The sequence below is a fragment of the Curtobacterium pomorum genome, assembly GCF_044497295.1.
Classification (GTDB): Bacteria; Actinomycetota; Actinomycetes; order Actinomycetales; family Microbacteriaceae; genus Curtobacterium.
In genome coordinates this window covers 736602-762462 of the sequence record NZ_CP172409.1, presented here as the reverse complement: position 1 = coordinate 762462, position 25861 = coordinate 736602, and the positions used below count along the sequence as shown (strand labels likewise).

The following is a 25861-nucleotide window of genomic DNA, read 5'->3' as shown; positions in this document are numbered from 1 at the left end:
CCATCAGGCAGTCACCCCGGCCTGGTTCGCGGCCGCGGCGCGCTCCCAGCCCTGCGCGGCGACCTGCACAGCGTCCCACGGGGACCCGAGCGGCGGCGTGTAACTGAGGTCGAGATCGATCACGTCATCCACGGTGAGTTCCGCGTGGAGGGCGGTGGCGAACGTGTCGATGCGCTTGCTGATCTCCGCCGTCCGCTGCCCGACGATCTGCGCACCGAGGAGCCGACCGGTGGCCTGGTCGCCGGTGACGCTGATCGTCAACGGGACGGCACCCGGGTAGTACCGCTTGTGGTCATCCGCCACCGTCACCCGAGTCAGCGGCGGCACCTCGAGCGGGCTGGTTTCGTGCTGGCGGAGGCCGGTGCGGGCGGCGACGAGGTCGAACACCTTCACCACCTGCGTCCCCACCGAACCGGCGAACGTCTTCGAGCCGCCGAGCATGTTCTCCCCGGCGACGCGACCCTGCTTGTGCGCCGTCGTCCCGAGCGGCAGCCACGTCGTGCCGAGAAGCCGGTGGTGCGTCACGACGCAGTCACCGGCAGCCCACACGTGCGGCACCCCGGTCCGCATGGACGCGTCGACCACGATCGCGCCAGCCTGGCCCAGCTGCGCTCCAGCGGCTACGGCGAGTCCCGTGACGGGACGGACGCCGACGCAGACCACGACGAGGGCGAACGTGCCCTCCGCGTCGCCAGAGGTCGAGCTGGTGGCGACGCGCCACTGTCCACCGTCTGCCGGTGTGATCCCGGTGACAGTGGACCCCGTCAGCACGGTCGCGCCGTGGCGGCGGACCTCGGCGGTGACGAGGGAACCGAGTTCGGGGTCGAGGGTGGAGAGCACTTCGGGACCGCGCTGGATCAGCGTCGTGTCGAACCCACGGGCGACGAGGCCCTCGGTCATCTCCAGGCCGATGTACCCGGCACCGACCACCGCGACCCGGCTCCCCGCCGGCAGCAGCTCGAGGGCTGCGACGACCTGCTCGGCGTCAGTCATGGAGTGCAGCAGGTGGATGCCCGGCTCACCGAACGGCACCCCCGCGGGGCGCACCGGCTCAGCACCGGTCCCGATCAGCAGCTCGTCGTAGGAGATCTCCTCCTCGCCGGCGGGGCCGGTGACGGTGAGACGGCAGCGGTCGACGTCGACGGCGGAGGCCCAGGTGGAGGAGCGGACGGTCATGCCGGCAGCTTCGAGGTCGGTGCGGGTGCGGTGCGCGAGGGACGCTTCCGTGGCGACGTCGCCGGACACCCAGTACGGGATGCCGCAGATGGAGAAGTTTGGGAACTCGTCGGCGAGCACCACCGTCACGTCGGTGGTCGGGTCGAGTTCGCGGGCGCGGAGTGCTGCGGCGATGCCGGCGTCGCTGCCGCCGACGGCGAGGAGGTGAGTCATCAGGCTGGTCCTTCACGGATCGAGCGGGAGCCGAGAGCCGGCAGCTACATCGAAGCACGTCGATATCGATGTGCGCAAATATAGACGCGTGTCGAAGTCCGTGGGAGGATGAGGTCATGACGATCGAGCTGCTTCCCATTCAGGACGTCACTGCGTGCTGCTCGCCCGTCACGACCGAGGCGATGGACCAGGCATCCGCCGAGGTCCTCGCGAAGTCGCTGAAGGCGATCGCCGACCCGGCCCGCTTGCGGCTGATCTCGATGGTCGCAGCGCACGACGGGTCCGAGGCATGCGTGTGTGACCTGCAGGAACCGCTCGGCCTGTCCCAGCCGACCGTCTCGCACCACCTCAAGGTCCTCGTCGACGCCGGGATCCTGCACCGCGAGAAGCGCGGCACCTGGGCGTACTTCTCCCTCGTTCCCGGCGCGCTCGACACCCTCGCCAGCCTCATCACCACGCCAGCCCGATAGTCACGATTTCCACGGCCCCCGAAATACTTCGCTTGGTCCAAGCGGCGCGACTGTGAGCAGCTTTGCTCGATGTCGCCCTTTTCGCCGCGCTTCGTGTCGATGGTGTGAGCACTCGCCGGGGATGCTGGTTGGCAACCGAGCACCCACGAAGGCCACCCTGACGTGAGGGTGGCCTTCTGCTGGTCTGGACGGTTAGAGGCTGGCGAGGAGCGCGGCGCAGGCTTCTTCGCAGCGGCGGCATGCGTCGGCGCAGATCTTGCAGTGCTCGTGCATGTCGGCGTGCTGTGCGCATTCGTCCCCGCACGCCTTGCAGGCGGCCAGGCACGCCTCGAGGATCGTGCGGGTGAGGTTGGCGTCGTAGCCGGTGTGGCGGGAGAGGACGTTGCCGGTTGTTGCGCAGATGTCGGCGCAGTCGAGGTTGGTGCGGATGCACTTGGTGAGCTCGGCGACCATGTCTTCGGCGAGGCACGCGTCGGCGCACGCGGTACAGGTTTGCGCGCATTCGAAACACGCGTCGACGCAGGCGGCGAGGGCTGCCTGGTCGATGCTGCCGAGGTCCTTCGGGTAGGTGCGGAGCATGTCGGTGGTGGTGCTCATGGGTCATCCTTTCCGTCGGTACTGCTGTTTCGCCGGCGTCGGTTGACGTCGAACGTGTGGGGGCCATGGTGGCCGGTTCGGGCTTAGCTGACTCCTCGTGTGGCGAGGAAGGCCATCGGGTCGGTGGCGACGCCGTTGTTGCGGATCTCGAAGTGCAGGTGGCATCCGGTGGAGACGCCGGCGTTGCCGACGCCGGCGATGTTGGTGCCGGCGGCGACGGTTTGCCCCGTGCGGACGTAGATGCCGGTGGCGTAGACGTGGGCGTAGGCGCTGGTGATGCCGCCGCCGTGGTCGATGATGATGATGTTGCCGTAGCCGCCGTAGGGTCCGGCGTAGGTGACGGTGCCGGCGGCGGTGGCGTAGAGCGGGGTGCCGCAGGGGGCGCTGAAGTCGGCTCCGGCGTGGAGGCGGTAGTCGCCGTAGACGGGGTGGATGCGGTACCCGTACGCCTGGTAGAAGGTGTACGAGGTGATTGGTCGGGTCCACCCGGGCGCTGTCCCGCTGCCGCTGGGACGCGTGCTGCCGGCAGCGGGGGCGGACGGTGCGGGCGCTGACGCGGCAGGGCGCGACGCGGCTGCGGCTGCGGCTGCGGCGGCTGCCTGTTGGCGGGCGCGGGCTTCCGCGTCGGCTTTCGCTGCGGCAGCGGCGGCCGCAGCGCGGGCGCGGACGCCTGCTTCATAGCCCTGCTCGATGCTGAGCCGGTCATCGCGCAGCGTCGCCAGCTGGGCACGCATCGTGCTGACGTTCTCCCGCTCGCTCGCCTCCGCGGCTGCCGCGGCTTCGCTGGCGGCGACGGCGGCATCGAGGGCGTCTTGCGCGGCGTCCGCGAGCTTCGTGCGGGCGTTCTTTGCGACGCGGGCTTGGGCGGCGAGGGCGCCGGCGGTTTTCGCCGCGGTGCTCGCGCGGGCGTAGAGGCCATCGACCTGCTCGCCGATTTTGCTCGACATGCTCAACCCCTGCAGGAACGCATCTGGGTCGTCCTGTCCGAGGATCGCGCCGGCACCGAGGCCGCTGCCGCCTGGTCGGGTGAGGGCCGCGGCGACTTGCCCGACGGTGCTGCCGAGCTCTTCGGATTCCGTTGTCGCGGCAGTCGTGCTCGCGGCGAGTTTCGCGTGCGCTGCGGTGGCTTGATCGAGGTCATCCTGCGCCGACTGGTAGGTCCGACCGGCGGCGTCAGCCCGGTCGTCGGTCGCTTGCGTTTTCTCCTGCAGCTGGTCGATCAGCCCGTTCAGCGTGCTGATCTGCGCCTGCTTGCTCTGCTCGCTGCCGCGGGCGGCTTCCACCTGATCCCAGGTCGGAAAGTCTGCCGCGCGAGCCGGCGTTGGCGCCGTGAGCGGGAGCAACAGCGTGAGGGCGGCTCCCGTGAGGATGACGTTCCGGCGAAGGCGCGGGATCCTTTGCACAAGAAATGACAGAGTCAGTTTGATCCGGCGCATATTCAGATTCCCGAGTAGCTGTGCAGGCCTTTGAAGAAGACGTTCACGACGGAGAAGTTGAACATGACCGCGGCGAAGCCGATGAGCGCCAGCCACGAGGACCGTGCCCCGCGCCAGCCGCGGGTCGCACGCGCGTGGATGTACCCGGCGTAGACGACCCAGATGATGAAGGTCCAGACCTCTTTCGTGTCCCAGCCCCAGTAGCGGCCCCAGGCCCGCTCGGCCCAGATCGCACCGGCGATGAGCGTGAAGGTCCAGAGGACGAAGCCGACGAGGAGTACACGGTAGGTGAGCACCTCGAGCCGGTCGGCGTCGGGCAGCGTCTCCATGAACCGGATCTTGTTCGAGGTGGTCCGGCCCTGGTGGTAGGTCTCCACCAGCTGCGCCACCGCGAGCCCAGCGCCGAGGGCGAAGAACCCGGTGCCGGCGATGGCCACGAACACGTGGATGACGAGCCAGTACGACTCGAGCGCGGGCACGAGCGGACGGACCGGCACGTAGTAGTTCACGGTGGCGATGCCGAGCAGGATGATCGTCAGGCCGGTGATGAAGACGCCGAGGAACTTGAGGTTCTGCCAGAGCTGCACGAGCAGGAAGATCAGGGTGATCAGCGCCGTGCCGGTCAGGGAGAACTCGAACATGTTCCCCCACGGCACACGGTCGGCCGCGATCCCGCGGAGGACCACCGAGCCGACGTGCAGCACGAGCGCCAGGACGGTCATCGCCATGCCGACCCGCTCGAAGCGGGTGCCACGGCGGGACGAGCCGTCGCCGTCGGAGGACTGCGCGACGCGCTCCAGGACGACGGTGCCGCCCTGGACGGTCGCGACGGTCTTCTGCTCGGCGGCGGCCTTCGGTGCCCCGGCGCCCGAGGAGGCCGCGGCGACCTCGCCGGAGCGCTTCGCCATGTCGAGGGCGAACGCGATGAACGCGACGACGTAGACCGCCATCGCGGAGTACGTCAGCACGACCGAGTAGGTCGCGAGGTTTGTGGTCATGTTCATTCTGAGCTCCTGTTGGAGATGAGCGCGAAATGTTGCCGAGCAATGTCGTCGACAGCGCGCAGGAGGTTCGGATCCTCGCCGCGGGCAAGGCCCGCATACTCGAGGTTGTATTCACCGTTCTCGGAGTCGGCTTGCCGAAGCGCCTTGATCCAGATACGCCGACGCGGGACGAACAGCGAGGTCAGCAGTCCCAGCATTGCCAGGATCGCGAACGCGCCGACGAGAACCTGTGACGGGTCACGATTGATATCCAGCGACACGTACCGCTTCACACCGTCGAAGGTGATCGACCCGGCACCGTTCGGCAGGGTCTTCGTCTGCCCGGGCTTCAGCTCGATGCTCGCCGCGTCGGACTGGCGACCGGCGATCTGCTTGAGGCCCGACGTGTCGAGCGTGTACACGCTCCGCGGCACACCGTCGTCGAGACCGAGGTCGCCGGTGTAGACCTGCAGCGTCAGGAGCGGGTTCTGCGAGTCCGGGTAGGCGCTGGTGTACGCGCCGGTCGACAGCTTCGAGGCCGTCGGGTAGAAGAACCCGACCATGCCGAGCTGGTCCGGCACGGCGTCCGGCACCTTGATGACGCCGGTCGAGGTGTAGTTCGAGTCCTCCGGCAGGAACGGCACGACGTCCTTGAACGCCACGTCGCCCTTGCCGTCGCGCACCGTCACGCCCATGGCGTAGCCGTTGCCGAGCAGGTACACGTTCGTGCCGCCGACGCTGAGCGGGTCGTTGACGCCGAGGCGGCTGGTCTTCGCCTCGCCGCCCTTCTCCCTGCTGGTCACCGTGGCGGAGTAGTCGAGGGCCTGGCCGAGGGCGTCGAGGTTCCGCTCCTCGTACTTCGTGACGAACTTGTCGAGCGTCAGGTTGTAGCCCTTCAGGTCGGTCTGCTGGAACCAGCGGCCCGGGTTGAACGAGTCGTACGAACCGAGCACGTTCGAGAAGGTCTGGCCCTCCACCAGGAGCCGCTGTCCGGTGTAGCCGAACCCGCCGCCGACGCCGACGGCGAGCAGCACGCCGACGAGGGCTGCGTGGAACACCAGGTTGCCGGTCTCGCGCAGGTAGCCGCGCTCCGCGCTCACCGAGTCGCCGAACCGCTCGACGCGGTAGCCGGAGCGCTTCAGGATCGCCATCGCGCGCGTCACGGCGTGCTCGACGGACGGGAGGCCCGTGGCTGCGTCCGTCCCACCCGCTGCGGTGGTGACCGTGTCCGGGTTCACGGCGACACTGCGGTAGCCCGCCAGACGCGTCAGGCGCGCGGGCGTCTTCGGCGGACGGGTGCGGAGGGCCTGCCAGTGGTGCTTCGTGCGGGGCACGATGCAGCCGATCAGGGACACGAAGAGGAGCAGGTAGATCGCGGAGAACCACACCGAGGTGTAGGTGTCGAAGACCTGCAGCTTGTCGAGGACCGGGAAGAGCTGCGGGTGGTCCGCCTTGTACTGCACCACGCCGTTCGGGTCCGCCGTGCGCTGCGGCACGAGGGAGCCGGGGATCGCCGCGAGGGCGAGCAGCATGAGGAGGAAGAGCGCCGTCCGCATGCTCGTGAGCTGTCGCCAGAAGAACCGGACGTACCCGATCAGGCCGAGCTTCGGCTGGTTGACCTCGCCGCCGCCGCCGCCGTCGGCCGGTCCAGCACCGTCGACGTGGTCGGAGGGCCGCATCGGGTCGGACGCGGTGCCGTTCTCGATCCGGCTGTCGTCGGTCTCAGACTGCCGGGACATAGCTCTGGATCACCGCCCCGACGCTCGACATGACGGCCGACCAGATTCCGGTGACCATGAGCAGACCGATGACGATCAGGATCGCTCCTCCGATGATGTTGACGGTGCGCATGTGGCGCTTCACGGCACGGATCGCTCCCGTGGCCCAGCCGGCGCCGAGCGCGACCAGCACGAACGGGATGCCGAGGCCGAGGCAGTACGCGACCCCGAGCCACATGCCCTGCCAGGCGCTGCCCGACTGCACGCTGAGCAGGTTGATCGCGGCGAGGGTCGGGCCGAGGCACGGGGTCCAGCCGAGGCCGAACACGATGCCGAGCAGGGGGGCGCCGAGGAGCCCGGTGGCCGGGGTCCAGCTGGGCTTGATGGTGCGCTGCAGGAACGTGAACCGGCCGACGAACACGAGGCCCATCGCGATGACCACCACGCCGAGGATCTGGGTGATGAGGTCGCGCCAGCGGACGAGCCAGAAGCCGAGCGCGCCGAAGACCGTCGTGTAGGCCACGAACACGGCCGTGAACCCGAGGATGAACAGCAGCACCCCGAGCACCACGCGGCCGCGGCGCTGCCCGCCCTCCGCGACGCCGCCGACGTAGCCGAGGTAGCCCGGCACGAGGGGCAGCACACACGGGGACAGGAACGACACGAGCCCCGCGAGCAGCGCCACCGGGAGGGCGACGAGCATCTGCCCGCTGAGGATCGCGTCGGAGAAGGGGTTGCCGCTCATGGGGTCAGGACGCCTTGAGCTCGTCGCTGACCAGGGTGTCGAGGATGCTCGTGCCGTCGACGGCGCCGAGGACGCGGGCGGCGACCCGGCCCTTGCTGTCGAGGACGATCGTCGCGGGGACGGCGTTCGGCGCGATCTGCCCGGACAGTGCGAGCTGCATGGTGCCCTTGTCCGCGTCGAGCACCGTCGGGTAGTCGACCTTGAAGGTGCGCTCGAACGCGGCGGCGGTGGCCTTCTGGTCCCGGACGTTGACGCCGATGAACTGGACGTTCTTGTCGGTGTACGCCGCATGCACCTTGTTGAGGTACTTCGCCTCGGCACGGCAGGGCGGGCAGCTGGCGTACCAGAAGTTCAGGACGACGACCTTGCCGCGCAGGGCCTTGGCCGAGATCGTCTCGCCGTCGGAGGTCGTCGCGGAGAAGTCGACCGCGTCGGTGCGCTTGTCGGCGGCGACCTCGGTCACCGCACCGTCACCGGAGATGTAGTTCTGCGTGGTCCCGTTGCCGTACTGCTTCGACAGGGAGTCGTTGCCTGAGGAGCATCCGGCGAGGACGACGGAGAGCGCGATCGCAAGTGCGACGGTTGCCCCACAACGTCTCATCAATCTGCACTCCGCTCTGAAATCGGCCGACGCGAACACGCGGGGACACCCTGTCCGAAGCTGTTCAGAATGAGGCACGTGTTGGTGAAGGCGACGGGTGCTGTGATGGTCACAGCGTCCGGCCCGCGTTGGCCCTGAGCCATGCAATGGGGTCGACAGGGGTGCTGCCACCGAGCATGACTTGCAGGTGCAGGTGCGCTCCGGTGCTGGCGCCGGTGTTGCCGACGAGGCCGACGAGTTGCCCGACGGCGACGCTCTGCCCGACGCGGAGTGGGGACGAGCCGTAGATCATATGGGCGTAAAGGGTGGAGATGGTCTGTCCGTCGATCTGGTGGTCGATGATGACGTACTGGCCGTACTCCGGGTGCGTCGCGGAGACCCGTACCGTCCCCGCGGCGACTGCGCCGATGGGGGTGCCGGCGCCGGGGGTGATGTCAGCGCCTTGGTGCATCGACGAGCATGCTGCGCACGGCGCGGTTCGGGCACCGAACGGTGAGCTGATGCGGATCTGCCCCGGGAACGGCCAGCGGATATCGCCGGCGCCGGTATTCACGATGGCACCCGACTGTGCGGGGCTCGGGGCCGTCGTCGAGGCGGTGTTGGAGCTGCTCGTGGTGGTCTTGGTGGTGATAACCGGCTTCGGAGTGGGCTTGGTGACGGTGTAACCGTCACGGTCGATGGACACGGTGACGCCCGTGGCGGTAAAACTCTGCCCCGTCGCGACCGGGTTGACTCCGGGGAGCACGGTCGCTGGTCCGGTGGAGGCCTGGGCTGGAATCGCGGCGGTAGTGAACAGAGCCAGGGCTGCCGCCGCCCCGGTGAGCGGAAGCGCAGCAAGGGCACGCGAACGCATGGTCCGCAGCGGCTCCGCCACTCTCCGAGGGGGTGCAGGGAGCGGCCGCGGGATGGCCGCGGTGCTGGAAAGGGCGGTCGCGGCCGCGCGTTCAGCGGCGAGGGCTTCCCGCCGGGTCAGGGGCGTAGGCATGGGCGTGGGGACGTTTGCACGGTGCTGCTGGGGCACTGAAAGGCTCCAAGAAACGATGGGCCGGTTGCGGCCGAAGGGTGGGACGTCGAGCGGAACTCGAAGCAGGGAAAGAGTGGGCGGCCGATCGTGGGCCGCGGCGGGGAGGGGGGACACCGCCGCGACCCACGGCCGGGGTCACATCGACGCGAGCATGTCCTTCATCTGGTTGATCTGCTCGGTCTGGCTCGACACGATCGACTTCGCCATCGCGACCGCGTCGGTGTTCTTGCCCTTGTCGACTTCGGTCCCCGCCATGTCGACGGCGCTGGTGTGGTGTTCGACCATCTGCTGCAGGAACAGCTTCCCGGCGTCCGCCGGGGAGGCGCTGTCGAGGGCGTCCATGTCGGAGTCGGACATCATTCCCGACATCGAGGAGTGGTCCATCCCGGACATGCTGGAGGCTTCGGTGGGCTCACCCCACTGCTTCAGCCAGCTGGTCAGGGACGTGATCTCCGGCCCCTGTTCCGCCTTGATCTGCTTGGCGAGGGTGACGACGTCAGCGTCCACGTCGGAGCCCTTGGCGAGGAGCATGTCGCTCATCTCAACGGCCTGCTTGTGGTGCGGCAGCATCTGTTGCGCGAACATGACGTCCTGGTCGTTGTGCGCCGACGCCGCCGACGAGGACGACGAGGAGGAGCTGTCCGATGAGCCGGCGTTGTTGGTGGAGCAGCCGGCGAGGGTGAGGCCGATGGTGAGTGCGGCGGCGGCCGCGAGGGTGCGCGTGATGGTGGTGTTCATGGATCCGTTCCCGTGAATGCGTCAGGGGTTCCGGGCAGGCGAATACCTGCCCGTGTTCTGGGCATGCAGGAGCGTCCGAAGGGAGCGCTCCCGCCGGGGATGGATCAGATACGGATGATCTGCAGCGCCGTCAGTGATGGCGGCTTGGGTGCCGCGACGCGGCGTGCGACACGGTCCCCGAGGGCGAGGAGGCGTGCGAGGACGTAGAGGACCCCGCCGTTCCGGGTGCGCAGCAGCGCCCACGCGAATAGGGCGATCGTCAGCGCGCACGCCATCCCCATCAGGGAGCACATCAGCGCGCACAGGCCGCCGTCGCAGCCGGCATCACTGAGCACGCTCATCACCGCGCCAGCCGGCGCGGCAGCGTGGGCATCGTGTCCGGCGGCGTCGCTGTGGGTGTGCTCGGCCGTCATGCTCGACGTGGCGGTCATGGGGTGATCGCCGGTGGTGGCGTGGCCGAGCATGCTGTGCATCAGGACCGTGAATCCGACCAGCAGCAGCAACGCCAGAACCGCCGTGGCCTGCAGCAGCAGGCGGCGGCGCGTGGTGTTCGCGGTGGTGAGCATGCGGATCCGTACTGATGGCTGGTCGGGGTGCGGGTTCTATGGTGCAGGACGAGCGCTGAGAGAACAACCGCCCCGTCTGGTGGGCAGGGGGTGGTTAGGCGCGCACGAGGCGGGCGATCGCGTCGGAAGCTTCCTTGAGCTTCACCGCGGCAGCGTCGCCGCCTTCGGCGACGGCGTCGGTGACGCAGTGCGCGAGGTGGTCATCCAGCAGGCCGAGCGCGACGGATTGCAGCGCCTTCGTCATCGCGGACACCTGGGTGAGGATGTCGATGCAGTACTGCTCCTCATCGACCATCCGCTGCAGGCCGCGGGCCTGCCCCTCGATGCGGCGCAACCGTTTGAGGTAGTCGTCCTTCGCGGTGATGTACCCGTGGTGGTGCTCTGCTGCGGGTGCGGTGGTGTCGGTCATGGACGCTCCTCGGGGTTCACCGTTTACGGTAGCGGCGCTCATGACGCCGTCGACCAATCGAACGGGGCCGGCGCGATCGGCGTACCGGACCCACGGGTGATGACGATCGCGATGTCCTGCTGGTCCTGCAGTTCCAAATCCGGCAGCGGCGTGGTGGTGCGGGTGCCGTTGACGAACACGGCGACGTGCCGGTCGTTCCTCCCGTCGACGTACCCGCCGACCTGCCCGTCTCGCAGGGTCACGTTCCACTCGGTGAAGAGCTGTCCGAGGGTGAACGGCTGCACCTTCGCGGACTCGACATGCACGATGCCGGAGGTGTCGTGGGTGTGGAGTGCAGACATGCCGCCCCGCTGCACGTCGACGCCGATATTCGCCGGCACCGCCACCGGCTTCGCGTCCACCGATACGGACAGATGCTGATGGGTGTGCAGCGCCGCGCCTTCCATCCCCGCCACCTCGAGCCCGGCAGCCTTTGCCCGCGCCGCCGCATCCGCGGGGGCCGGCCACGGCGGTGCCGCCGTCACCCCGGACGCTGTCGGCGCCGTGTCGTTACCGCGGGTCAGGGCGGTGACCGTGATCGTGGTGACTGCGGCGAGGACGATGACCACGGCGGCGCCCAGTAGCCACCACCGGCGGGTGCGGCTGCGCTGCTGCTCCGCTCTGCGATCAGCGGCTTTTCGCCGCGCCTCTTCTCGCCGATCAGTCTTGGTCGCCATCACGTCCTCTTTCCGGTTGCCGGTTCGGCGGATCGGGAACACATCCGCTCGACCGGCGTTACACTCGCTACGGTACCCCCCTAGGGTACCTGACGAATTTGGACGACGAAGGGATCACCACGATGAGCGAGCAGCTGACGAACACGTACGGCATTACGGGCATGACGTGCGGGCACTGCGTGATGAGTGTCAACGAGGAACTCGTCGCCGTGCCGGGCGTCACGGACGTGACGATCGACCTCAACGTTGGCGGTGTCTCCACCGCTCGGGTGACCAGCACTCGCGACCTGCCGCAGGAGGAAGTCTCCGCCGCTGTGGAGGAGGCCGGCTACACGTTGGTCGCATCATGACCACGACCAGCACCCCGGCGGTTGAGCTGACGATCGAGGGGATGACGTGCGCGTCGTGCGCGAACCGGATCGAGCGGAAGCTGAACAAGCTGCCCGGCGTGACCGCGAGCGTGAACTACGCCACCGAAAGCGCCTCCGTCACGTTGCCTGCGGACCTCGCTGTCGACGACGCGATCCGCACCGTTGAAGCGGCCGGGTACGGTGCGCACCTGCCCGAACCGCCCGGTGCGGACACCGACGAGCTCGCGCCGCTGCGGCGGCGCCTGATCGTGTCCACGGTGCTCGCCGTGCCGGTGGTGGCGCTGTCGATGGTCCCGGTACTGCAGTTCCCGGGATGGCAGTGGGCCGTTCTGGTGCTGGCGCTGCCGGTCGCTGTGTGGGGTGCGTGGCCGTTCCATCGTGCTGCCGCGATCAACGCCCGGCATGGGGCCGCGACGATGGACACCCTCGTCAGCGTCGGCGTCGCCGCCGCGACCGTGTGGTCCGTCTGGGCGCTCGTGTTCGGCGGCGCCGGGCACATCGGGATGCAGATGGCGTTCTCCTGGTTCCCACACCCGGGCGCGGCTCCGGAGCCGTACTTCGAAGTCGCCGCCGCGGTGACGGTGTTCCTCCTCGCCGGCCGATACTTCGAGGCCCGCGCGAAGGACCGCTCCGGCGCCGCCCTGCAGGCGCTCCTCGCCTTGGGTGCACCGACTGCCCGGGTGCTCCGAGACGGTGTCGAAACTGAGGTGCCGACCGCAGCACTGCAGGTCGGGGACCGGTTCGTGGTCCGTCCCGGTGAACGCATCGCCACCGACGGAACCATCACCGATGGCACGAGCGCGATCGACACCAGCGTGATGACCGGTGAAGCGGTCCCCGTCGAGGTTGGCACCGGCGACACCGTCACCGGCGCGACCGTGAACGTCGGCGGCCGACTCATCGTCGAAGCCACCCGCGTCGGCCAGGACACGGAGCTTGCCCGCATCGGCCGGCTCGTCGTGTCCGCGCAGACCGGCAAGGCCGAGGTGCAGCGCCTCGCCGACCGGGTTTCCGCCGTGTTCGTCCCGATCGTCATGGGCCTGGCGGTGCTGACCCTCATCGGGTGGCTGCTGCTCACCGGCGACGTGCAAGCCGCGTTCACCGCCGCCGTTGCGACCCTGGTGATCGCCTGCCCGTGCGCCCTGGGGCTGGCAACTCCGACCGCGCTGCTCGTCGGCACCGGACGTGGCTCCCAGCTCGGGATCCTCATCCGCGGACCCCAGGTCCTCGAGGCCACCCGCCGGATCGACACCGTCGTGCTCGACAAGACCGGCACCGTCACCACCGGCAAGATGAGCGTCCACCAGGTCACCGCCGTCGGCGGGGAAACCGACACCCGAGTCCTCGCCCTCGCCGCCGCCGCGGAAGCAGGATCCGAACACCCCATCGCCCGCGCCATCACCGCAGCCGCCACCGACCACCCCACCGCGGACACGTTCCAGTCCACCGCCGGGCTCGGCGTCCAAGCCGTCGTCGACGACACCCTCGTGCTCGTCGGCCGACCCGCCTGGTTGACCGACCAGTGGGCCATCACCATCCCCGAAGCGGTCACGGACGCGGTCCGGACCGCGGAACAGGGCGGCGCGACCGCGGTCGTTGTCGCATGGGACGGCGCAGCCCGCGGCGTCATCAGCGTCGCGGACACCATCGCGCCGACCAGCCCGGACGCGATCCGTCGCCTGCACGACATGGGGCTGCGCACGATCATGCTCACCGGCGACGCTGAAGACGTCGCCCGGACCGTCGCAGCGGAGGTTGGCATCGACGACGTCGAAGCCGAGGTGCGACCCGAAGACAAGTACCGGACCGTCACCCGGCTGCAGCAGCAGGGCCGGTCCGTGGCGATGATCGGCGACGGCGTCAACGACGCCGCCGCTCTCGCCGCCGCTGATCTCGGGATCGCGATGGGTAGCGGCACCGACGCGGCCATGGAAGCCGCCGACATCACCCTCATCCGAGCGGACCTGAGCGCCGCGGCGGACGCGATCGCGCTCGCCCGCCGCACCCTCGGCACGATCAAGGTGAACCTGTTCTGGGCCTTCGCCTACAACGTCGCCGCGATCCCGCTCGCGATGGCCGGCCTGCTGAACCCAATGATCGCCGGCGCCGCGATGGCCCTTTCCTCGGTGTTCGTTGTCAGCAACAGCCTGCGCCTGCGCACGTTCCAGCCTCGCTGACCGGCGGACACCGAGCCCGCCGCCCGCCTACACTCACCCGCATTACCCCTCCGGGGTATAGCAGCTCGGGAAGGAGATCGAATGTCCGGGTACATCACCATCGGCATCGTGCTCGGCGTCGCACTGCTCGGCATCGCCGCCCTGATGCTGCTGTCTCGAGCGACAGCGGTCGCTCCGATTCGCAAAGACGTGCTGCCGTTCGGGTCCGGGTGGGATCTCCAGGAACACGCGCTCTCGCGCTTCCACACCCGCTGGTACCCAATGACGCTGGTGTTCCTCGCGTTCGACGTGGAAATGCTCTTCATGTACCCGTGGGCTGTCGTTGTCGCGCAGATGGGTGCAGAGGCGGTCATCGAGATGTTCGTCTTCCTCGGGGTTCTCCTGGCGGGTGTCGTCTGGGCCTGGCGGGAAGGAGCGTTCCGATGGGTGTGACCACGGATCGCCGCCGACCGCTGCATGTGCTCCTCGTCGAGGTGCCCGGCAACGGTGCAGCCCGGATTGCACTGGAAGCAGCGGCTGCGTCCGCCGGTCATGTCCTGGCCACCCACCCGGCCGAAAGCGACGTCCTGCTCGTGTGCGGAACCCCCGGACCAGAGATGCGGACGGTCATCGACCGCGTGTGGGATCAGATGCCCTACCCGAAGCACCGGGCGGCACTGACCAGCCCCGACGAAATCGGCACCGTCTTCACGACCGCGCAGGACTCACTCACGGACCGACGTGCACAGCGCTCCGCCGCTCGCGAGGATGGGATCGATGGCCGGCACCTCGCCGAGGACGGCCCCGACCACGAACATCCCAACGACGAGCACCCGGACGACACCGACGAATCGATGCATGAACACGACATGCCCATGGGCGGTCACGACCACATGTCGATGGATCACATGTCGATGAGCGGTCCGGGCGGCTACCCACTCGCCGACGGGGCGGATGATCGGGACGGGCTGGAGATGGACGTGCTGCACCGGCGACTCGGTCCGATCCTGCCGGTCTGGCCAGCTGGCGTGATCCTGGACGTGACGCTCACCGGCGACACCATCACCGACGCCTCCGCCTCGGTGATCGATGTCGACGACCACAAGTGGGGGGAGCCACAGAACGGTGCGGCCTCCGCGCTCGACCAGGCCGCCCAGATACTCGCCGTCGCCGGATGGGATGCCGTGGCAGCCCGGACGCTCCGCGTACGGGATCTTGCCGTGACCGGCCGCCGGGACCAGGCGCGGGAACGCATTCGGCCGCTGCGCCGCCGGATCGAGCGCTCCGTGATGCTCCGCTGGTCCCTGCGCGGCCTCCAGGTTCGACCCGACATCGACGTCCGCACGGTCCTCCTCACTCGACTCGAGCGCGCAGACGCCGCACTCAACGGACGTCAGTTCGAGCCGGAACCGGCGACGCCGGTAGATGAGATCCCATCCCTGGTTAAAGGACGCGACATCGGCAGCGCCCGCCTCGTCGTCGCCGCACTCACCCTGCATCCCAGCCCCCGTACGGACACCACCGATGAAGCCGGCACGACGACACGGCATCAGCATGGTTGATGTCGGAAACGCCCTCTGGGCACTCGTCCTGCCCGGCGTCGTCCTCGTCCTCGCCATCCTGGCCGCCAGCGGCAACGCCGCCCTAGCAGCACGAGACCGCGGGACATCGGTGCGTGCTGGGGTCCTCTCGCCGTTCCGGGAAACCGGCCGGCTCCTCCGCCAACAACGTCGATCCGTGCTCGGCGCGGACTCCCTTCTGTGGCGGATCGGCGGGTCCGGGCTCGTCATCGCCGCGTTCCTCGCCGCTCTCGCCGTTCCCGTCGGCGCTATCGTGCCACTGGACATCCCGGTCGGCGTGGTGTGGTTCAACGCCGTCGACGTCTCCCTCTGGGCCTTGTGGTGGCTGCTTGGCTGGGGCGGCAACAGCGTGCACCCCCTGATCGGCGGGTACCGATTCCTGGCGCAGGCCCTGGCGTACGAGATCCCGCTGATGTTCGCCCTGACCGCCCCCGCCATCGGTGCGCAGAGCCTTCGGCTGACCGACGTGGTCGCCGCGCAGCAACCGATCTGGTTCGCCCTGACAATGCCGGTCGCGTTCATCGTCTACTGCGCCTCCGTCACCGCGTTCTCCGCCTGGGGTCCGTTCGCGCTTCCCGCCGGCACAGACATCGCCGGCGGTATCCTCGGGGAACTCTCCGGCGTCGACCGACTGCTCGTTCTCGCCGGCAGATGGTGTCTGCTCGTCGCGGGCGCCGCATTCGCCGTGCCGATGTTCCTCGGCGGCGGTGCCGGTCCGTTGCTTCCGCCGGCGCTATGGGTGCTGTTGAAGACGTGTGCGCTGCTCGCCGTGTTCCTCCTGCTCGGACACGCGATGCCCGCGATCCGGCCGCAGCGGCTCGCGGAGCTGGGCTGGGTCCTTGTGTTGCCGTTGGTCCTGCTGCAGCTGCTGATCACGTCGGTGCTCACCGTGATGGGAAAGGGATGACCATGATGGCGACGATCATGTTCTGGGTCGCTGCGGTCGTCGCGGTGCTCGCCGCGGCCGCAGTTTTCCGGGTGAACTCGATGGCTCGAGCGACGTACGCGCTGGCGGTGTCGTTCATCGCCGTCGGTGTCGCCGTGCTGATGCTGCACCTGGACTTCATCGGGGTCATCACGATCCTGATGATGGTGATGGAGATGGCCGTGATGGCGGTGTTCATGGTCTCCTATATGGGCATGAATCCGGCGTTGATGCCGATGGACATGACCCACAGCAAACGCCCCGCGGCAGTGATCGCGGCCGCCGTGTTCGTCGGCCTCGCCGCAGCGGCGCTCCTCATCCCGTGGCCAGCCCGTGCCGGGACCGCGGCGGCGGACACCACCCGTGCCCTTGGCGAGGCGATCATGGGCTCGAAGATGCTGGTGATGCTGACGATCAGCCCGATCCTGTTCGCCACGATCATCGCCGCCCTCGTCCTGGCGAACCCGCGTGGCCGGTACGACCGGCTCGGGGACGACCTCCAGAATGCCCCCGCTGACCCGGAGCCGGGAGGTGTCGGACGATGACGCTGCAACTCGTTCTGCTCGTCGTTGCTGCGCTGTTCGCCATCGGACTGTACGGCGCGATCTCGCAGCAGGTGGTGGTGATGGTGATGATGGGCATCGAGGTGATGATCAACGCCGTCATCCTCGCCGCCGCCGCGTTCTGGTGGTACCTCGCACCCACCGTCGACGGGCAAGTGCTGCTGCTGGTGATCATCGCGGCGATGACAATCGAGATGGCAATGGGCTTCGCTGTCGCCACGATCCTGCACCGTTCCCGGAACTCCGACATGACCGACTCCGCAACGGACCTCAGCCAGTGACCGCCGCGCTGATCACCGCCATCATCCTGCCCGCCCTCATCGGAACAGCACTGGCCACGGCCGGACGCCTGGCCGAACGGGTCGCCATCCCCGTCAGCCTCGCCACGGCCGCGGTCATGGCCGTTGCCGCCACGACCGCGGCCGTCACACGTGCGGAGGTGACCGGCGGGGTGCCGGCGATGCTTGCGGCCCCCGGCCCGAACCTCCGTGTCGACGCACTGGCCGCGGTCGTCCTGCCGACCGTGGCATGGATCGGATTCCTCGTACTCGTGTTCGCCACCGCGGACCGCACCCGTCCCGCGGCCCGATTCCACGGGCTGATGCTGCTCTTCCTCGCCGCCGTCGTCGTCACCGTGACCGCGACTGGCCTGCCCCTGCTGCTCGCCGCATGGGAGGTGATGGGCGCCACTTCCTACGCCCTCATCGGGTTCCGCTGGCAGGACCGGAACCGCGTCGCCGGCGGATTCACCGCGTTCACCGTCACCCGCGCCGGGGACCTCGGTCTGTACCTCGTCGCCGGCGCAGTCATCGCCGGCGGCGGCACCTGGTCACTCACCGCACTGCAGTCGCTGCCAGGCCCTTGGGTGCACGTCGCGGCCGCGGGGCTGCTTGCTGCCGGCTTGGGGAAGGCCGCGCAGCTGCCGTTCTCATTCTGGATCTCCCGCGCCATGGAGGGCCCGAGCGCGGTGAGTGCGCTGCTGCACTCCGCAGCGATGGTCGCCATGGGCGGGTACCTGCTCCTCCGCGTCGAACCGCTCCTGAACGTGACCGGCTGGGCAGGTCCGACGGCGGCGTGGCTGGGCGTCACGACCGCGATCGTCCTCGGTGTCATCGCACTGTCGCAGCGGGACGTGAAGCAGGTCCTCGCCGCGTCGACGGCATCCCAGCTGGGGTTCGTCGTCCTCACCGCTGGCGTCGGCTCGGTCAGCGGCGGCACCGCGCAGCTCGTCGCACACGCCGCCACGAAAGCGCTGCTGTTCCTCACCGCGGGCGCATGGCTGACGGCCACCGGGACGAAACAATTCACCGGTCTCCGCGGCGTCGCCGCCCGCTGGCCCGCGGTCGGCGTCCTCGCGACCGTCGGTGCGTTGTCGCTGGCCGGCCTGCCACCGTTGTCGCTCTGGTACGCCAAGGACGTCGTCCTCGCCGCAGCATTGGAGGAAGAACCCTGGTTGTATGCGGCGGGCCTGGCCGGAGCGGCACTTGCAGCGGCTTACTCCGCCCGGATCATCGCGCTGCTGTGGCGGCGTGCCGGCACACCGGAAGCGTCCTGGGACGACGAAGAGCGCGGCACCCGGCGGGTGCCACGCCTCGCGGTCGTCCCGATGGTGGTGCTTGCCGTTGCCGCAGCCGGACTTGCGCTTCTCGGCACACCGCTGTTGCATCCGATGCTCGCTCCGCTTTCCGGGACGTCGGTGTCGTGGCCGGAGCTCGCGGCGTCCGGGGCAATCGCGGTGGTCGTGGTCCTGTTGACTCTGTGGCGCACACCCACAGTCCGCAGTGGGATGCACTGGTTCGGGCTGGAGCGGGCAGCCGTTGCCGTCATCGCCACGCCGACACTGCGACTCGCCGCCGCGCTCGCGCGTCTGGACGACCGCTACGGCACGGCAGTCGATCGGTCGGGCCGTGCGCTCGAGCAGACCGCCCGAGCCGCGCGCGCTCTTGATCAGCGTGGCCCCGCCGCCGTGACGGGGTGGATCGGTTCCGCCGTCGCGGTCCTCGGTCGACTGGCTCGGCGACCGCAGACCGGCCAGGTGCACCACTACTACATCGGCGCGACCGTGACCGTCGCTGCCGCAGCTGTCCTGCTCTTGGTCGTGAGGTGATCGTGCTCAGTCTGATCGTGTTCCTTCCCGTTGTCGTCGCGGCGGTCCTCGCCCTGACGCGATCGATGTCCGGACGGGCAGCCGCGTGGGTGTGGCTGATGACGAGCATCGTGGAGCTCGTCCTCGGGGTCCTCGCGTCCATCCCCGGATCCACCGCGTCGGGGCTGCGCTGGGAGGAGCGGATGGAGTGGATGCCGAGCGTCGGCACCAGCTACCACCTCGGTGTTGACGGTTTTTCCGCCCCGTTGCTGCTCCTGACCGACGTTGTGTTCCTCGTCTGCGCGCTCTGGGCGATGCGGGACACCGACCGGCCCCGCCCGCAGGCCGCACTCTTCCTGTCCCTCCAGACCACGTGTCTTGGGGTGTTCGCCGCGCAGGACCTGCTCGTGTTCTTCGTGTTCTTCGACCTGTCCATCGTCGGCATGTACTTCGTGATCGCCGGGTGGGGACACGGCGACCACCAGCGGTCTGCGCTGCGGTTCTTCCTCTACACATTCCTCGGATCCCTGGCGCTGCTGCTCGGCTTCATCTGCCTCTACCTCGGCTCCGCACCGCACACCTTCGACATGGTCGAGCTCACCCGGAACGGCTTCACCGGCACACCCCTCGCCGCCGGCGCCGTCCTCGCCGCGCTCGTCGTGGGTTTCGCCGTCAAAACCCCCACGGTCCCATTCCACTCCTGGCTGCCACCGGCACATACCGACGCACCCGCCATTGGCTCTGTCGTCCTCGCGAGTGTCCTGCTGAAGATGGGCACGTACGGGTTCCTCCGCATCGCGATGCCGATGCTCCCGGACGCGTGGAGGTCCTGGTCCTGGGTGATTGTCATTGTCGGCATCGTGTCCGTGCTGTACGGAGCGCTCGTCGCGCTCGCGCAGACGAACGTGAAGCGGTTGATCGCGTACACCTCGGTGAACCACATGGGCTACGTCGTGCTCGCCGTCGGCGCCGCGGGCATGACCGGGGCAACCTCTGCGCAGGCGCAACAGCTGGCGATCACCGGCGCGACCGTGCAGATGGTGTCGCACGGACTCATCACCGGGGCGCTGTTCCTCCTCGCGGGCGTCCTCCACGACCGGCGGGGCAGCTACGAGATCAGCGACTACAGCGGCCTCGCGAAGCCCGCCCCACGGTTCTCCGGACTCTTCGCCATTGCCGCGTTCGCGTCACTCGGGATCCCCGGCTTCAGTGGCTTCATCGCCGAGTTCCAGATCTTCGCCGGCAGCATCGGTGCAACAGCAATCGCCGCGATCGCGCTGCCAGGGATCCTCATCACCGCAGCCCTGTTCCTCCGCACCGTGCAGAAGCTGCTCACCGGACCCACGGAACACCTCGCCGACGGATTCACCGACGTCACCGCTCGGGAGACCGTGACGGTCGGGGCGCTCCTGCTGCTCTCCCTGGCGATTGGTGTGGTACCCGGACCGTTGCTGCAGCTCATCGCTCCCGCCGCCCGACAGCTCGCCGCACTGGTCGGAGGTCCCGCGTGAACATGAACTACGGCGCGCTCCTGCCGGAGATCATCATGATGGGCGGCGCGATCGTCGCGCTCCTCGGCGGCAGCTTCCTGCCCCGACGCAGGCAGGTGCTCGTGACCTGGTTCGCGATCGCCGTGGCGTGCGGCAGCGCCGTCACCGCTGCTCTGAGCACGGGGCCATCGACCGTCTTCAGTGACAGCTACGCACTCGACAACGCGACAACGACGATCAGGATCCTCGTACCGTTGGCGACCGCGGTCGTGATGCTCATCGGACGTCAGGAGTCCCGAGGTTCCGCTCGGGAGAGCGAGACCGCGTCGCTGCTGCTCCTGGCGGCACTCGGCACGGTCGTCCTCGCCGGCGCCAACGACCTGCTCATCGTCGCCACCGGGTTCCTCCTAGCGACCGTGCCGCTCTACGCGTTGATCGGACTGTCCCGATCCCCGGGGGCGGCTGAGGCGACAATGAAGACGTACCTGCTGGGCGCGATCTTCGGCGTCGTGATGCTCTTCGGCATCGCCGTCCTCGTCGGTGTCGCCGGCGGCAGCACCTACCCCGAGCTTCAACAGGCGCTGCCACACGTGCCGGTGACGGCGATCGCGCTCGGATTCATCGGTGTCCTCGCCGGCCTGCTGTTCAAAGCCGGAGCGGTCCCCGGACATTTCTGGGTTCCGGATGCAGCAGAGGGCGCCGGGCTCGGCATCGCCGCGTTCATCACCACCGTCCCCAAGATCGGGGCTCTGATCGCCTTGGCGCGCCTCGTCGACGTCATACCGAGCACCGTGAACGCGTCGCTGCTGGTCGGTGTGCTCGCCGCCGCAAGCATGATCCTCGGCACCCTCGCGGCATTCTGGCAACGCAGCGCCCCGCGGCTGCTCGGCTGGTCCACGGTTGGCCAGGTTGGGTTCCTACTGATGCCCGTCGCTGTGATCAGTGTCGAACCGTCGGCGCGCGCCGCCCTGCTCATGTACCTGGTGTTCTACGCCGTGACCAACCTGGCCCTCTTCGCCGCGATCGCCGCGCTCCCAGACCGCAGGACAATTCCCTCCTGGCGCGGAGCGGCACGGGAACATCCCGTCATCACCAGTGTCATCCTGGTCGGCCTGCTGAGCCTTGTCGGGACACCACCAACCGCCGTCTTCGTCGGCAAGCTCGCCGTGTTCACGGCCACCTGGCAGGGCGGGATGCCGTGGCTGGTGGTCATCGCCGCAGCCGTCTCAGTCGCATCGCTGTTCTACGCACTCCGCTGGGTGTCAACGGCCTTCCAGGCACCGGAGGAACCCCGATCTCGCCCCGCCGCAGTTCCGCTGCAAGCGGTCACCGCCGTAACGATCGGTGCACTGATCATCGTCGCCGTCGCCAGCAGTCCAGCCCTCTTGCAGTTGTGACTTGGCCGGTTCCCATTGGCATTGAGGCCTTCGACGCTGAGTCTCTCCACGGTTGCAGATGACGTTACTGCGGGATGATGTCGCAGACGCTGCGCTCCGTGCATGTGGTCGGATCTAAGGTCGAACTCGTTGTGATCATGGCGACGAGTTCCGTTTCGAGACGAGCGAGTTCCTGTTGGCGGGCTCTGACCGCTCCAAGCTTGCTGGTGAGAAGCGAAAGCACGTGCGAGCACGGTGCCTGCCCTTCCTGTCGGAGGGCGAGAACGCCGGCGATGTCAGACAGTGTTAGCCCAGCTGCTTGAGCGGCACGGATGAACCCGACCCGTGTAGTGACCTCATCCGTGTAGACCCGGTATCCGTTGCTCCCTCGACTCGGCACCGGAAGCAGCCCCTCGCGTTCGTAGAAGCGGATGGTTTGCGTGCTGACGCCGGTGGCGGCAGCGAGGTCTCCGATGCGCATGCTTCCATCACACCACTTGACCTTGTACCTCGCTGCAACGTTTACGGTCGGCGTATGGAGATCACGTTGCAGTATTTCGATGGATGCCCGAATCGGGGAACGGTCGCGGAGCGCCTCGCCGCGATCACCGCGGAACGACCCGAGGTCACGGTAAAGCGGCACCGCATCGAAACGCAGGAGGAAGCGGAATCGGTCGACTTCCGCGGGTCTCCTACTCTTCTGGCTGACGGGGCAGCACTGTTCCCTGCACCAGACGCTCCTCCTGGCCTGTCGTGCCGGGTGTATCTGACGCCCGAAGGCCTTGCCGGGTCCCCGACGACAGAGCAACTCCGGGATGCGATCGCGGACATCGAAGCAGGCACCCGATGAGCGACGTGTTCGACCTGCTGGTCATCGGCGCCGGAATGGCCGGCACGTCCGCAGCTAACAAGTGCGCGGCACAAGGGTGGCGGGTCGGCATCGTCGATGCTCTGCCCTACGGGGGCACGTGCGCTCTTCGCGGATGCGACCCGAAGAAGATCCTCCGCCGCGGAGCGGAAGTCATCGATGCCGCCCGACTGATGAACGGCACCGGTATTCAGGAAAACGGCCTCAGTGTCGACTGGGCAGCCTTGATGCAGAGAAAACGCGGCTTCACGGATGGGGTACCGAAGGGCATGGAAGACGAGCTCACCGGCAACGGCGCCACCACCTTCCACGGCCACGCTGAGTTCACCGGTCCGAACACCCTGAGCATCGACGGCACGACCCATCAGGCGGAAAGGTTCCTCATCGCCTCCGGCGCCACACCAAAGCCGTTGACGTTCCCCGGGGCGGAGCACCTGATCGACAGCACCCAGTTCCTCGATCTGGAGGAACTGCCCAAGCGGATCGTGTTCATTGGCGGCGGGTTCATCTCGTTTGAGTTCGCCCACATCGCCGCCCGAGCTGGTGCGCAGTGCACGATCGTCGACCACGGTCCTCGGCCGCTGCGCGAATTCGATCCCGACTTGGTGGGGCTGCTGGTGTCACGGAGCGAGCAGGCGGGCATCCGCATCCTGCGCGATACCCGCGTCTCCACGGTGGACGCCACTTCCACCGGACTGCAGATCGGCGTCGACAGTGACGGCATAGCAAAGCGCATCCATGCGGACCTCGTCGTCCACGGCGCCGGCCGCGTCCCGAATGTCGAGAGCCTGCGCCTGGACGCTGCCGGCATCGCCAGCGGTCCGCGTGGGGTCACGGTAGCTGGCCACCTGCAAAGCACCACCAACACCGCCGTGTACGCCGCCGGAGACGCCGCCGACACGGCCGGGCGCCCCCTGACCCCGGTGGCCGTGTTCGAAGGGAAAGTCGCCGCGTCGAACATGCTCAAGGGCACCACCACGGCACCTGACTACATCGGGGTCCCCACGACCATATTCACCATCCCGGAACTCAACCGCGTCGGCCTCCTCGAAGAAGAAGCGGCCCCGAGCCACGACATCGCCATCCGCTTCACCGACACCAGCGGCTGGTACTCCACCTACCGGGCGGCCGAAACCACTGCCGCGGCCAAGGTCATTATCGACACCCGCACCGACCAAATCCTCGGCGCACACCTCCTCGGCCCCGGCTACTCGGAACTGATCAACACTTTCGGCCTCGCCATCAAACTCGGGCTCACGACACGGCAATTCAGATCCGCCACCGCCACCTACCCCTCCCTCGGCTCCGACCTCGGGTCCCTGCTCTGAACTTGTCACATATACCTTCGTATTCGTTACGTCTGTTGCGCTCGCGCGGCGAGCCGGAGTGCTTGCACGGAACGGAAGTGTTGTTCCGAGCGGTGGCGGCCGTTGGCGGGAGACGGATGTGGTGCTGCGATGACCGGAAGGAGTCGGGGCTGCTCGTCCAGGGTGAGGTGTCGCATGACGCCGTCGAGGGCGACGGCCCCGTACGTGACGATCGCGGTGAGAGCGGGGAGGGCCGCGAGCAGTGTGGCGAGGGCATGCCGCCCCTCGTCGATGTCCGCGAGTCGCACGCGGTCGGGCAGTTCCCATGGGATGAGGTTCCAGCGGACGTACTCGCCGCGTGCGAGTCCGGACTCGATTCGGGCTGCTCGGAACGCGGCCGCGGTCGGGCCCGGGTTGTCCTCGCTGCAGATAGCTGCGTGCGCTGCGGCGATGGTCTGGGGGCCGGGCGACTGCATCAGGACCAGGACACGGCTGGATCTGCCGCCGGATCGTGGGTCGAAGCTCGGGACGAACCGTCGGCTGCCGTTGGGCGCGGTCCGCCACGTCTCCGCGAGACCGTTCAGCGATCGAACGTCAGCGAGTTTCTCGGGGGTGCTCATGCCGGGTGTGGCGGTGCCAACAGGGTGCCACGAATGACGGAGCCCTGGAAGGTGCGGATCGCGACGGTGATCCATGCGGCGACGAGGCCGGCGTAGTAGATGACGGCGAGGACGGCAACGACGGTCAGGCCTGAGTGCAGGGCGAGCCCGTTGAGTCCGGTGACGCAGGTGCCGACGGGGAACGTGAACGACCACCAGGTCAGGCTGAACGGCAGGTGTTCGCGGGCGGTCCGGACGGTGACGGCGAGGGCGATGACGGTCCACAGCAGCGCGAAGCCGAGCATCGCGAACCCGTACACCAACGCCACTACCAGGAGCGCTTGAGCGGTGGAGGCATCGACGACGGTGGGTGCGTTCGAGGCGAGGAGGTTCACCGCCGTGATCGACTGTCCGACGGGTCCGAGCACGATCCACAGGGTCGGCACCATGCCGGCGGCCCCGACCTTGTGGTGCGCGAGACGGTTCCAGATCAGCGTGATCACGACCAGCGACGTCACGAGACTGAGCCCGAAGAAGCCGTAGCACGACCACAGCAGCGTCTCCCGCGCCTGTCCGGCGGGAGCGTACGGCAGCAGCAGGGCGCCGGTGGAGGCGGACACCATCGGCGGGACGATGGGCATCAGCCAACCGCCGAACGCGGAGTCGGGCTTGTTCTCGTGGCGGGTGAACGCCAGGTACGGCACCAGGACTGCCGTGAGCAGTCCGCCGATGGTGCCGATGGTCCACAGGACCCAGTCGATGGTGACGGCGGCGGGCAGGCCGACCCAGTCCTTGCCGAGCAGGAGCGTCCCGGCGCCGACGGTGAGGAACGCCATCGGTGGTGCGCCGTAGAAGTGCGAGATCACCGGGTTGAGGTGGTGCCCGGCTGCGGTGCTCCGGTAGCGGATCCAGTGCAGCACCGTCGCGACCGTGAGGGCGACGAGGAGCACCGCGGCGATCGCCCACACGAGCGTCGCCGCGATGCGCAGACCGGGGAACTGCAGCGGCAGTGACGCAGCTGCGACGGCGACGATCCCCGTGCCCATGATCGACGCGAACCAGTTCGGTGTGAGGTTCGACACGATCAGGCCTGGCCGCTCCAGATCGCGGAACAACGCCGTCTGCGGCCGTTGGGGCAGCTGGCTACC

28 protein-coding genes are annotated in these 25861 nt (G+C 68.4%); 13 read left to right on the top strand and 15 right to left on the bottom strand.

What is annotated here, in order from left to right; translation table 11 throughout:
• Window positions 1-3: 3 nt before the first annotated feature.
• Window positions 4-1389: an FAD-dependent oxidoreductase gene (locus ACGH48_RS03715; RefSeq protein ID WP_396290221.1), complete on the bottom strand. Its 1386-nt coding sequence runs from the start codon at window positions 1387-1389 to the stop codon at window positions 4-6.
• A gap of 116 nt (window positions 1390-1505) precedes the next feature.
• Between ACGH48_RS03715 and ACGH48_RS03710 the strand changes: the two genes are divergently transcribed.
• Entirely contained in the window at window positions 1506-1859 is a 354-nt protein-coding gene (locus tag ACGH48_RS03710; RefSeq protein WP_111058238.1) for a metalloregulator ArsR/SmtB family transcription factor, read from the top strand.
• A gap of 192 nt (window positions 1860-2051) precedes the next feature.
• Here ACGH48_RS03710 and ACGH48_RS03705 read toward each other — a convergent pair whose 3' ends face one another.
• The 11 genes from ACGH48_RS03705 to ACGH48_RS03655 all read right to left on the bottom strand — a co-directional run bounded on the left by ACGH48_RS03705 (window position 2052) and on the right by ACGH48_RS03655 (window position 11392).
• A complete protein-coding gene (locus ACGH48_RS03705) occupies window positions 2052-2456 on the bottom strand; it encodes a four-helix bundle copper-binding protein (protein ID WP_111058337.1) in 405 nt (134 codons plus the stop codon).
• Between the two features lie 83 nt (window positions 2457-2539).
• Window positions 2540-3892 carry a peptidoglycan DD-metalloendopeptidase family protein gene (locus ACGH48_RS03700; RefSeq protein ID WP_175350994.1) on the bottom strand — a complete coding sequence of 451 codons (1353 nt, stop codon included), beginning with the start codon at window positions 3890-3892 and terminating at the stop codon, window positions 2540-2542.
• A 2-nt stretch (window positions 3893-3894) separates the two neighbouring features.
• Window positions 3895-4890, bottom strand: coding sequence for a c-type cytochrome biogenesis protein CcsB (gene ccsB, locus ACGH48_RS03695; RefSeq protein ID WP_396291157.1), 996 nt, complete (start codon window positions 4888-4890; stop codon window positions 3895-3897).
• Window positions 4891-4892: 2 nt separating this feature from the next.
• Window positions 4893-6554, bottom strand: a complete 1662-nt coding sequence (locus ACGH48_RS03690; RefSeq protein ID WP_375537600.1) for a cytochrome c biogenesis protein ResB — start codon at window positions 6552-6554, stop codon at window positions 4893-4895.
• Between the two features lie 43 nt (window positions 6555-6597).
• Entirely contained in the window at window positions 6598-7338 is a 741-nt protein-coding gene (locus ACGH48_RS03685) for a cytochrome c biogenesis CcdA family protein (RefSeq protein WP_111058311.1), read from the bottom strand.
• Window positions 7339-7342: 4 nt separating this feature from the next.
• Complete coding sequence (locus tag ACGH48_RS03680) at window positions 7343-7939, bottom strand: TlpA disulfide reductase family protein (protein ID WP_111058309.1); 597 nt, start codon at window positions 7937-7939, stop codon at window positions 7343-7345.
• A 109-nt stretch (window positions 7940-8048) separates the two neighbouring features.
• Complete coding sequence (locus ACGH48_RS03675) at window positions 8049-8624, bottom strand: M23 family metallopeptidase (RefSeq protein WP_175350995.1); 576 nt, start codon at window positions 8622-8624, stop codon at window positions 8049-8051.
• Window positions 8625-9098: 474 nt separating this feature from the next.
• Entirely contained in the window at window positions 9099-9701 is a 603-nt protein-coding gene (locus ACGH48_RS03670) for a DUF305 domain-containing protein (RefSeq protein ID WP_111058305.1), read from the bottom strand.
• Window positions 9702-9805: 104 nt separating this feature from the next.
• Window positions 9806-10267, bottom strand: coding sequence for a hypothetical protein (locus ACGH48_RS03665; protein WP_111058304.1), 462 nt, complete (start codon window positions 10265-10267; stop codon window positions 9806-9808).
• Window positions 10268-10361: 94 nt separating this feature from the next.
• A complete protein-coding gene (locus tag ACGH48_RS03660; protein WP_056120637.1) occupies window positions 10362-10676 on the bottom strand; it encodes a metal-sensitive transcriptional regulator in 315 nt (104 codons plus the stop codon).
• A 38-nt stretch (window positions 10677-10714) separates the two neighbouring features.
• The gene (locus ACGH48_RS03655) at window positions 10715-11392 is read right to left on the bottom strand and encodes a hypothetical protein (protein WP_146248015.1); all 678 of its coding nucleotides are present in this window, start codon (window positions 11390-11392) and stop codon (window positions 10715-10717) included.
• Between the two features lie 122 nt (window positions 11393-11514).
• Here ACGH48_RS03655 and ACGH48_RS03650 point away from each other — a divergent pair, with 122 nt between their 5' ends.
• From ACGH48_RS03650 to ACGH48_RS03605, 10 genes are all read left to right on the top strand, one after another.
• Window positions 11515-11742 (top strand): heavy-metal-associated domain-containing protein, encoded by a 228-nt coding sequence (locus tag ACGH48_RS03650; protein ID WP_111058318.1) that lies wholly within the window; start codon window positions 11515-11517, stop codon window positions 11740-11742.
• A complete protein-coding gene (locus ACGH48_RS03645) occupies window positions 11739-13940 on the top strand; it encodes a cation-translocating P-type ATPase (protein WP_175350997.1) in 2202 nt (733 codons plus the stop codon). Before ACGH48_RS03650 ends, ACGH48_RS03645 begins: the two co-directional genes overlap by 4 nt.
• An 81-nt stretch (window positions 13941-14021) precedes the next feature.
• Window positions 14022-14372, top strand: coding sequence for an NADH-quinone oxidoreductase subunit A (locus tag ACGH48_RS03640; RefSeq protein ID WP_096897501.1), 351 nt, complete (start codon window positions 14022-14024; stop codon window positions 14370-14372).
• Entirely contained in the window at window positions 14363-15481 is a 1119-nt protein-coding gene (locus ACGH48_RS03635; RefSeq protein ID WP_396290219.1) for a hypothetical protein, read from the top strand. Before ACGH48_RS03640 ends, ACGH48_RS03635 begins: the two co-directional genes overlap by 10 nt.
• A complete protein-coding gene (locus ACGH48_RS03630) occupies window positions 15444-16406 on the top strand; it encodes a complex I subunit 1 family protein (RefSeq protein ID WP_396290218.1) in 963 nt (320 codons plus the stop codon). Before ACGH48_RS03635 ends, ACGH48_RS03630 begins: the two co-directional genes overlap by 38 nt.
• Window positions 16403-16969, top strand: a complete 567-nt coding sequence (locus ACGH48_RS03625) for an NADH-quinone oxidoreductase subunit J (protein WP_396290217.1) — start codon at window positions 16403-16405, stop codon at window positions 16967-16969. The genes ACGH48_RS03630 and ACGH48_RS03625 overlap by 4 nt, the downstream gene beginning before the upstream one ends.
• Window positions 16966-17268: an NADH-quinone oxidoreductase subunit NuoK gene (gene nuoK, locus ACGH48_RS03620; RefSeq protein ID WP_092091742.1), complete on the top strand. Its 303-nt coding sequence runs from the start codon at window positions 16966-16968 to the stop codon at window positions 17266-17268. Before ACGH48_RS03625 ends, nuoK begins: the two co-directional genes overlap by 4 nt.
• Window positions 17265-19094: a proton-conducting transporter membrane subunit gene (locus ACGH48_RS03615; RefSeq protein ID WP_396290216.1), complete on the top strand. Its 1830-nt coding sequence runs from the start codon at window positions 17265-17267 to the stop codon at window positions 19092-19094. The genes nuoK and ACGH48_RS03615 overlap by 4 nt, the downstream gene beginning before the upstream one ends.
• A gap of 17 nt (window positions 19095-19111) precedes the next feature.
• Entirely contained in the window at window positions 19112-20584 is a 1473-nt protein-coding gene (locus tag ACGH48_RS03610) for a NuoM family protein (protein WP_396290215.1), read from the top strand.
• A 38-nt stretch (window positions 20585-20622) separates the two neighbouring features.
• Window positions 20623-21960, top strand: a complete 1338-nt coding sequence (locus ACGH48_RS03605) for an NADH-quinone oxidoreductase subunit N (RefSeq protein ID WP_396290214.1) — start codon at window positions 20623-20625, stop codon at window positions 21958-21960.
• Window positions 21961-22024: 64 nt separating this feature from the next.
• Here the strand turns inward: ACGH48_RS03605 and ACGH48_RS03600 are convergent, their stop codons facing one another.
• Window positions 22025-22420 (bottom strand): heavy metal-responsive transcriptional regulator, encoded by a 396-nt coding sequence (locus ACGH48_RS03600; protein ID WP_092091748.1) that lies wholly within the window; start codon window positions 22418-22420, stop codon window positions 22025-22027.
• A gap of 54 nt (window positions 22421-22474) precedes the next feature.
• Between ACGH48_RS03600 and ACGH48_RS03595 the strand changes: the two genes are divergently transcribed.
• Together ACGH48_RS03595 and ACGH48_RS03590 are read left to right on the top strand one after the other, a co-directional pair.
• Window positions 22475-22789, top strand: a complete 315-nt coding sequence (locus ACGH48_RS03595) for a thioredoxin family protein (protein WP_396290213.1) — start codon at window positions 22475-22477, stop codon at window positions 22787-22789.
• The gene (locus ACGH48_RS03590) at window positions 22786-24135 is read left to right on the top strand and encodes a dihydrolipoyl dehydrogenase family protein (protein WP_396290212.1); all 1350 of its coding nucleotides are present in this window, start codon (window positions 22786-22788) and stop codon (window positions 24133-24135) included. Before ACGH48_RS03595 ends, ACGH48_RS03590 begins: the two co-directional genes overlap by 4 nt.
• 26 nt (window positions 24136-24161) lie before the next feature.
• Here the strand turns inward: ACGH48_RS03590 and ACGH48_RS03585 are convergent, their stop codons facing one another.
• A complete protein-coding gene (locus ACGH48_RS03585; RefSeq protein WP_254787291.1) occupies window positions 24162-24590 on the bottom strand; it encodes a uracil-DNA glycosylase in 429 nt (142 codons plus the stop codon).
• Between the two features lie 140 nt (window positions 24591-24730).
• Complete coding sequence (locus ACGH48_RS03580) at window positions 24731-25795, bottom strand: TDT family transporter (RefSeq protein ID WP_396290210.1); 1065 nt, start codon at window positions 25793-25795, stop codon at window positions 24731-24733.
• Window positions 25796-25861: the final 66 nt, after the last annotated feature.

Excerpts from the sequence above, each read along its gene's own strand:
- ACGH48_RS03655 (WP_146248015.1), bottom strand. The coding sequence starts at position 11,392 with ATGGCGACCAAGACTGATCGGCGAGAAGAGGCGCGGCGAAAAGCCGCT.
- ACGH48_RS03710 (WP_111058238.1), top strand. The coding sequence starts at position 1,506 with ATGACGATCGAGCTGCTTCCCATTCAGGACGTCACTGCGTGCTGCTCG.
- ACGH48_RS03595 (WP_396290213.1), top strand. The coding sequence starts at position 22,475 with ATGGAGATCACGTTGCAGTATTTCGATGGATGCCCGAATCGGGGAACG.
- ACGH48_RS03690 (WP_375537600.1), bottom strand. The coding sequence starts at position 6,554 with ATGCGGCCCTCCGACCACGTCGACGGTGCTGGACCGGCCGACGGCGGC.
- ACGH48_RS03660 (WP_056120637.1), bottom strand. The coding sequence starts at position 10,676 with ATGACCGACACCACCGCACCCGCAGCAGAGCACCACCACGGGTACATC.
- ACGH48_RS03585 (WP_254787291.1), bottom strand. The coding sequence starts at position 24,590 with ATGCAGTCGCCCGGCCCCCAGACCATCGCCGCAGCGCACGCAGCTATC.
- ACGH48_RS03670 (WP_111058305.1), bottom strand. The coding sequence starts at position 9,701 with ATGAACACCACCATCACGCGCACCCTCGCGGCCGCCGCCGCACTCACC.
- ccsB (WP_396291157.1), bottom strand. The coding sequence starts at position 4,890 with ATGACCACAAACCTCGCGACCTACTCGGTCGTGCTGACGTACTCCGCG.
- ACGH48_RS03600 (WP_092091748.1), bottom strand. The coding sequence starts at position 22,420 with ATGCGCATCGGAGACCTCGCTGCCGCCACCGGCGTCAGCACGCAAACC.
- ACGH48_RS03650 (WP_111058318.1), top strand. The coding sequence starts at position 11,515 with ATGAGCGAGCAGCTGACGAACACGTACGGCATTACGGGCATGACGTGC.
- ACGH48_RS03715 (WP_396290221.1), bottom strand. The coding sequence starts at position 1,389 with ATGACTCACCTCCTCGCCGTCGGCGGCAGCGACGCCGGCATCGCCGCA.
- ACGH48_RS03705 (WP_111058337.1), bottom strand. The coding sequence starts at position 2,456 with ATGAGCACCACCACCGACATGCTCCGCACCTACCCGAAGGACCTCGGC.
- ACGH48_RS03700 (WP_175350994.1), bottom strand. The coding sequence starts at position 3,892 with ATGCGCCGGATCAAACTGACTCTGTCATTTCTTGTGCAAAGGATCCCG.
- ACGH48_RS03635 (WP_396290219.1), top strand. The coding sequence starts at position 14,363 with ATGGGTGTGACCACGGATCGCCGCCGACCGCTGCATGTGCTCCTCGTC.
- nuoK (WP_092091742.1), top strand. The coding sequence starts at position 16,966 with ATGACGCTGCAACTCGTTCTGCTCGTCGTTGCTGCGCTGTTCGCCATC.
- ACGH48_RS03630 (WP_396290218.1), top strand. The coding sequence starts at position 15,444 with ATGAAGCCGGCACGACGACACGGCATCAGCATGGTTGATGTCGGAAAC.
- ACGH48_RS03645 (WP_175350997.1), top strand. The coding sequence starts at position 11,739 with ATGACCACGACCAGCACCCCGGCGGTTGAGCTGACGATCGAGGGGATG.
- ACGH48_RS03605 (WP_396290214.1), top strand. The coding sequence starts at position 20,623 with ATGGGCGGCGCGATCGTCGCGCTCCTCGGCGGCAGCTTCCTGCCCCGA.
- ACGH48_RS03680 (WP_111058309.1), bottom strand. The coding sequence starts at position 7,939 with ATGAGACGTTGTGGGGCAACCGTCGCACTTGCGATCGCGCTCTCCGTC.
- ACGH48_RS03665 (WP_111058304.1), bottom strand. The coding sequence starts at position 10,267 with ATGCTCACCACCGCGAACACCACGCGCCGCCGCCTGCTGCTGCAGGCC.
- ACGH48_RS03590 (WP_396290212.1), top strand. The coding sequence starts at position 22,786 with ATGAGCGACGTGTTCGACCTGCTGGTCATCGGCGCCGGAATGGCCGGC.
- ACGH48_RS03625 (WP_396290217.1), top strand. The coding sequence starts at position 16,403 with ATGACCATGATGGCGACGATCATGTTCTGGGTCGCTGCGGTCGTCGCG.
- ACGH48_RS03640 (WP_096897501.1), top strand. The coding sequence starts at position 14,022 with ATGTCCGGGTACATCACCATCGGCATCGTGCTCGGCGTCGCACTGCTC.
- ACGH48_RS03685 (WP_111058311.1), bottom strand. The coding sequence starts at position 7,338 with ATGAGCGGCAACCCCTTCTCCGACGCGATCCTCAGCGGGCAGATGCTC.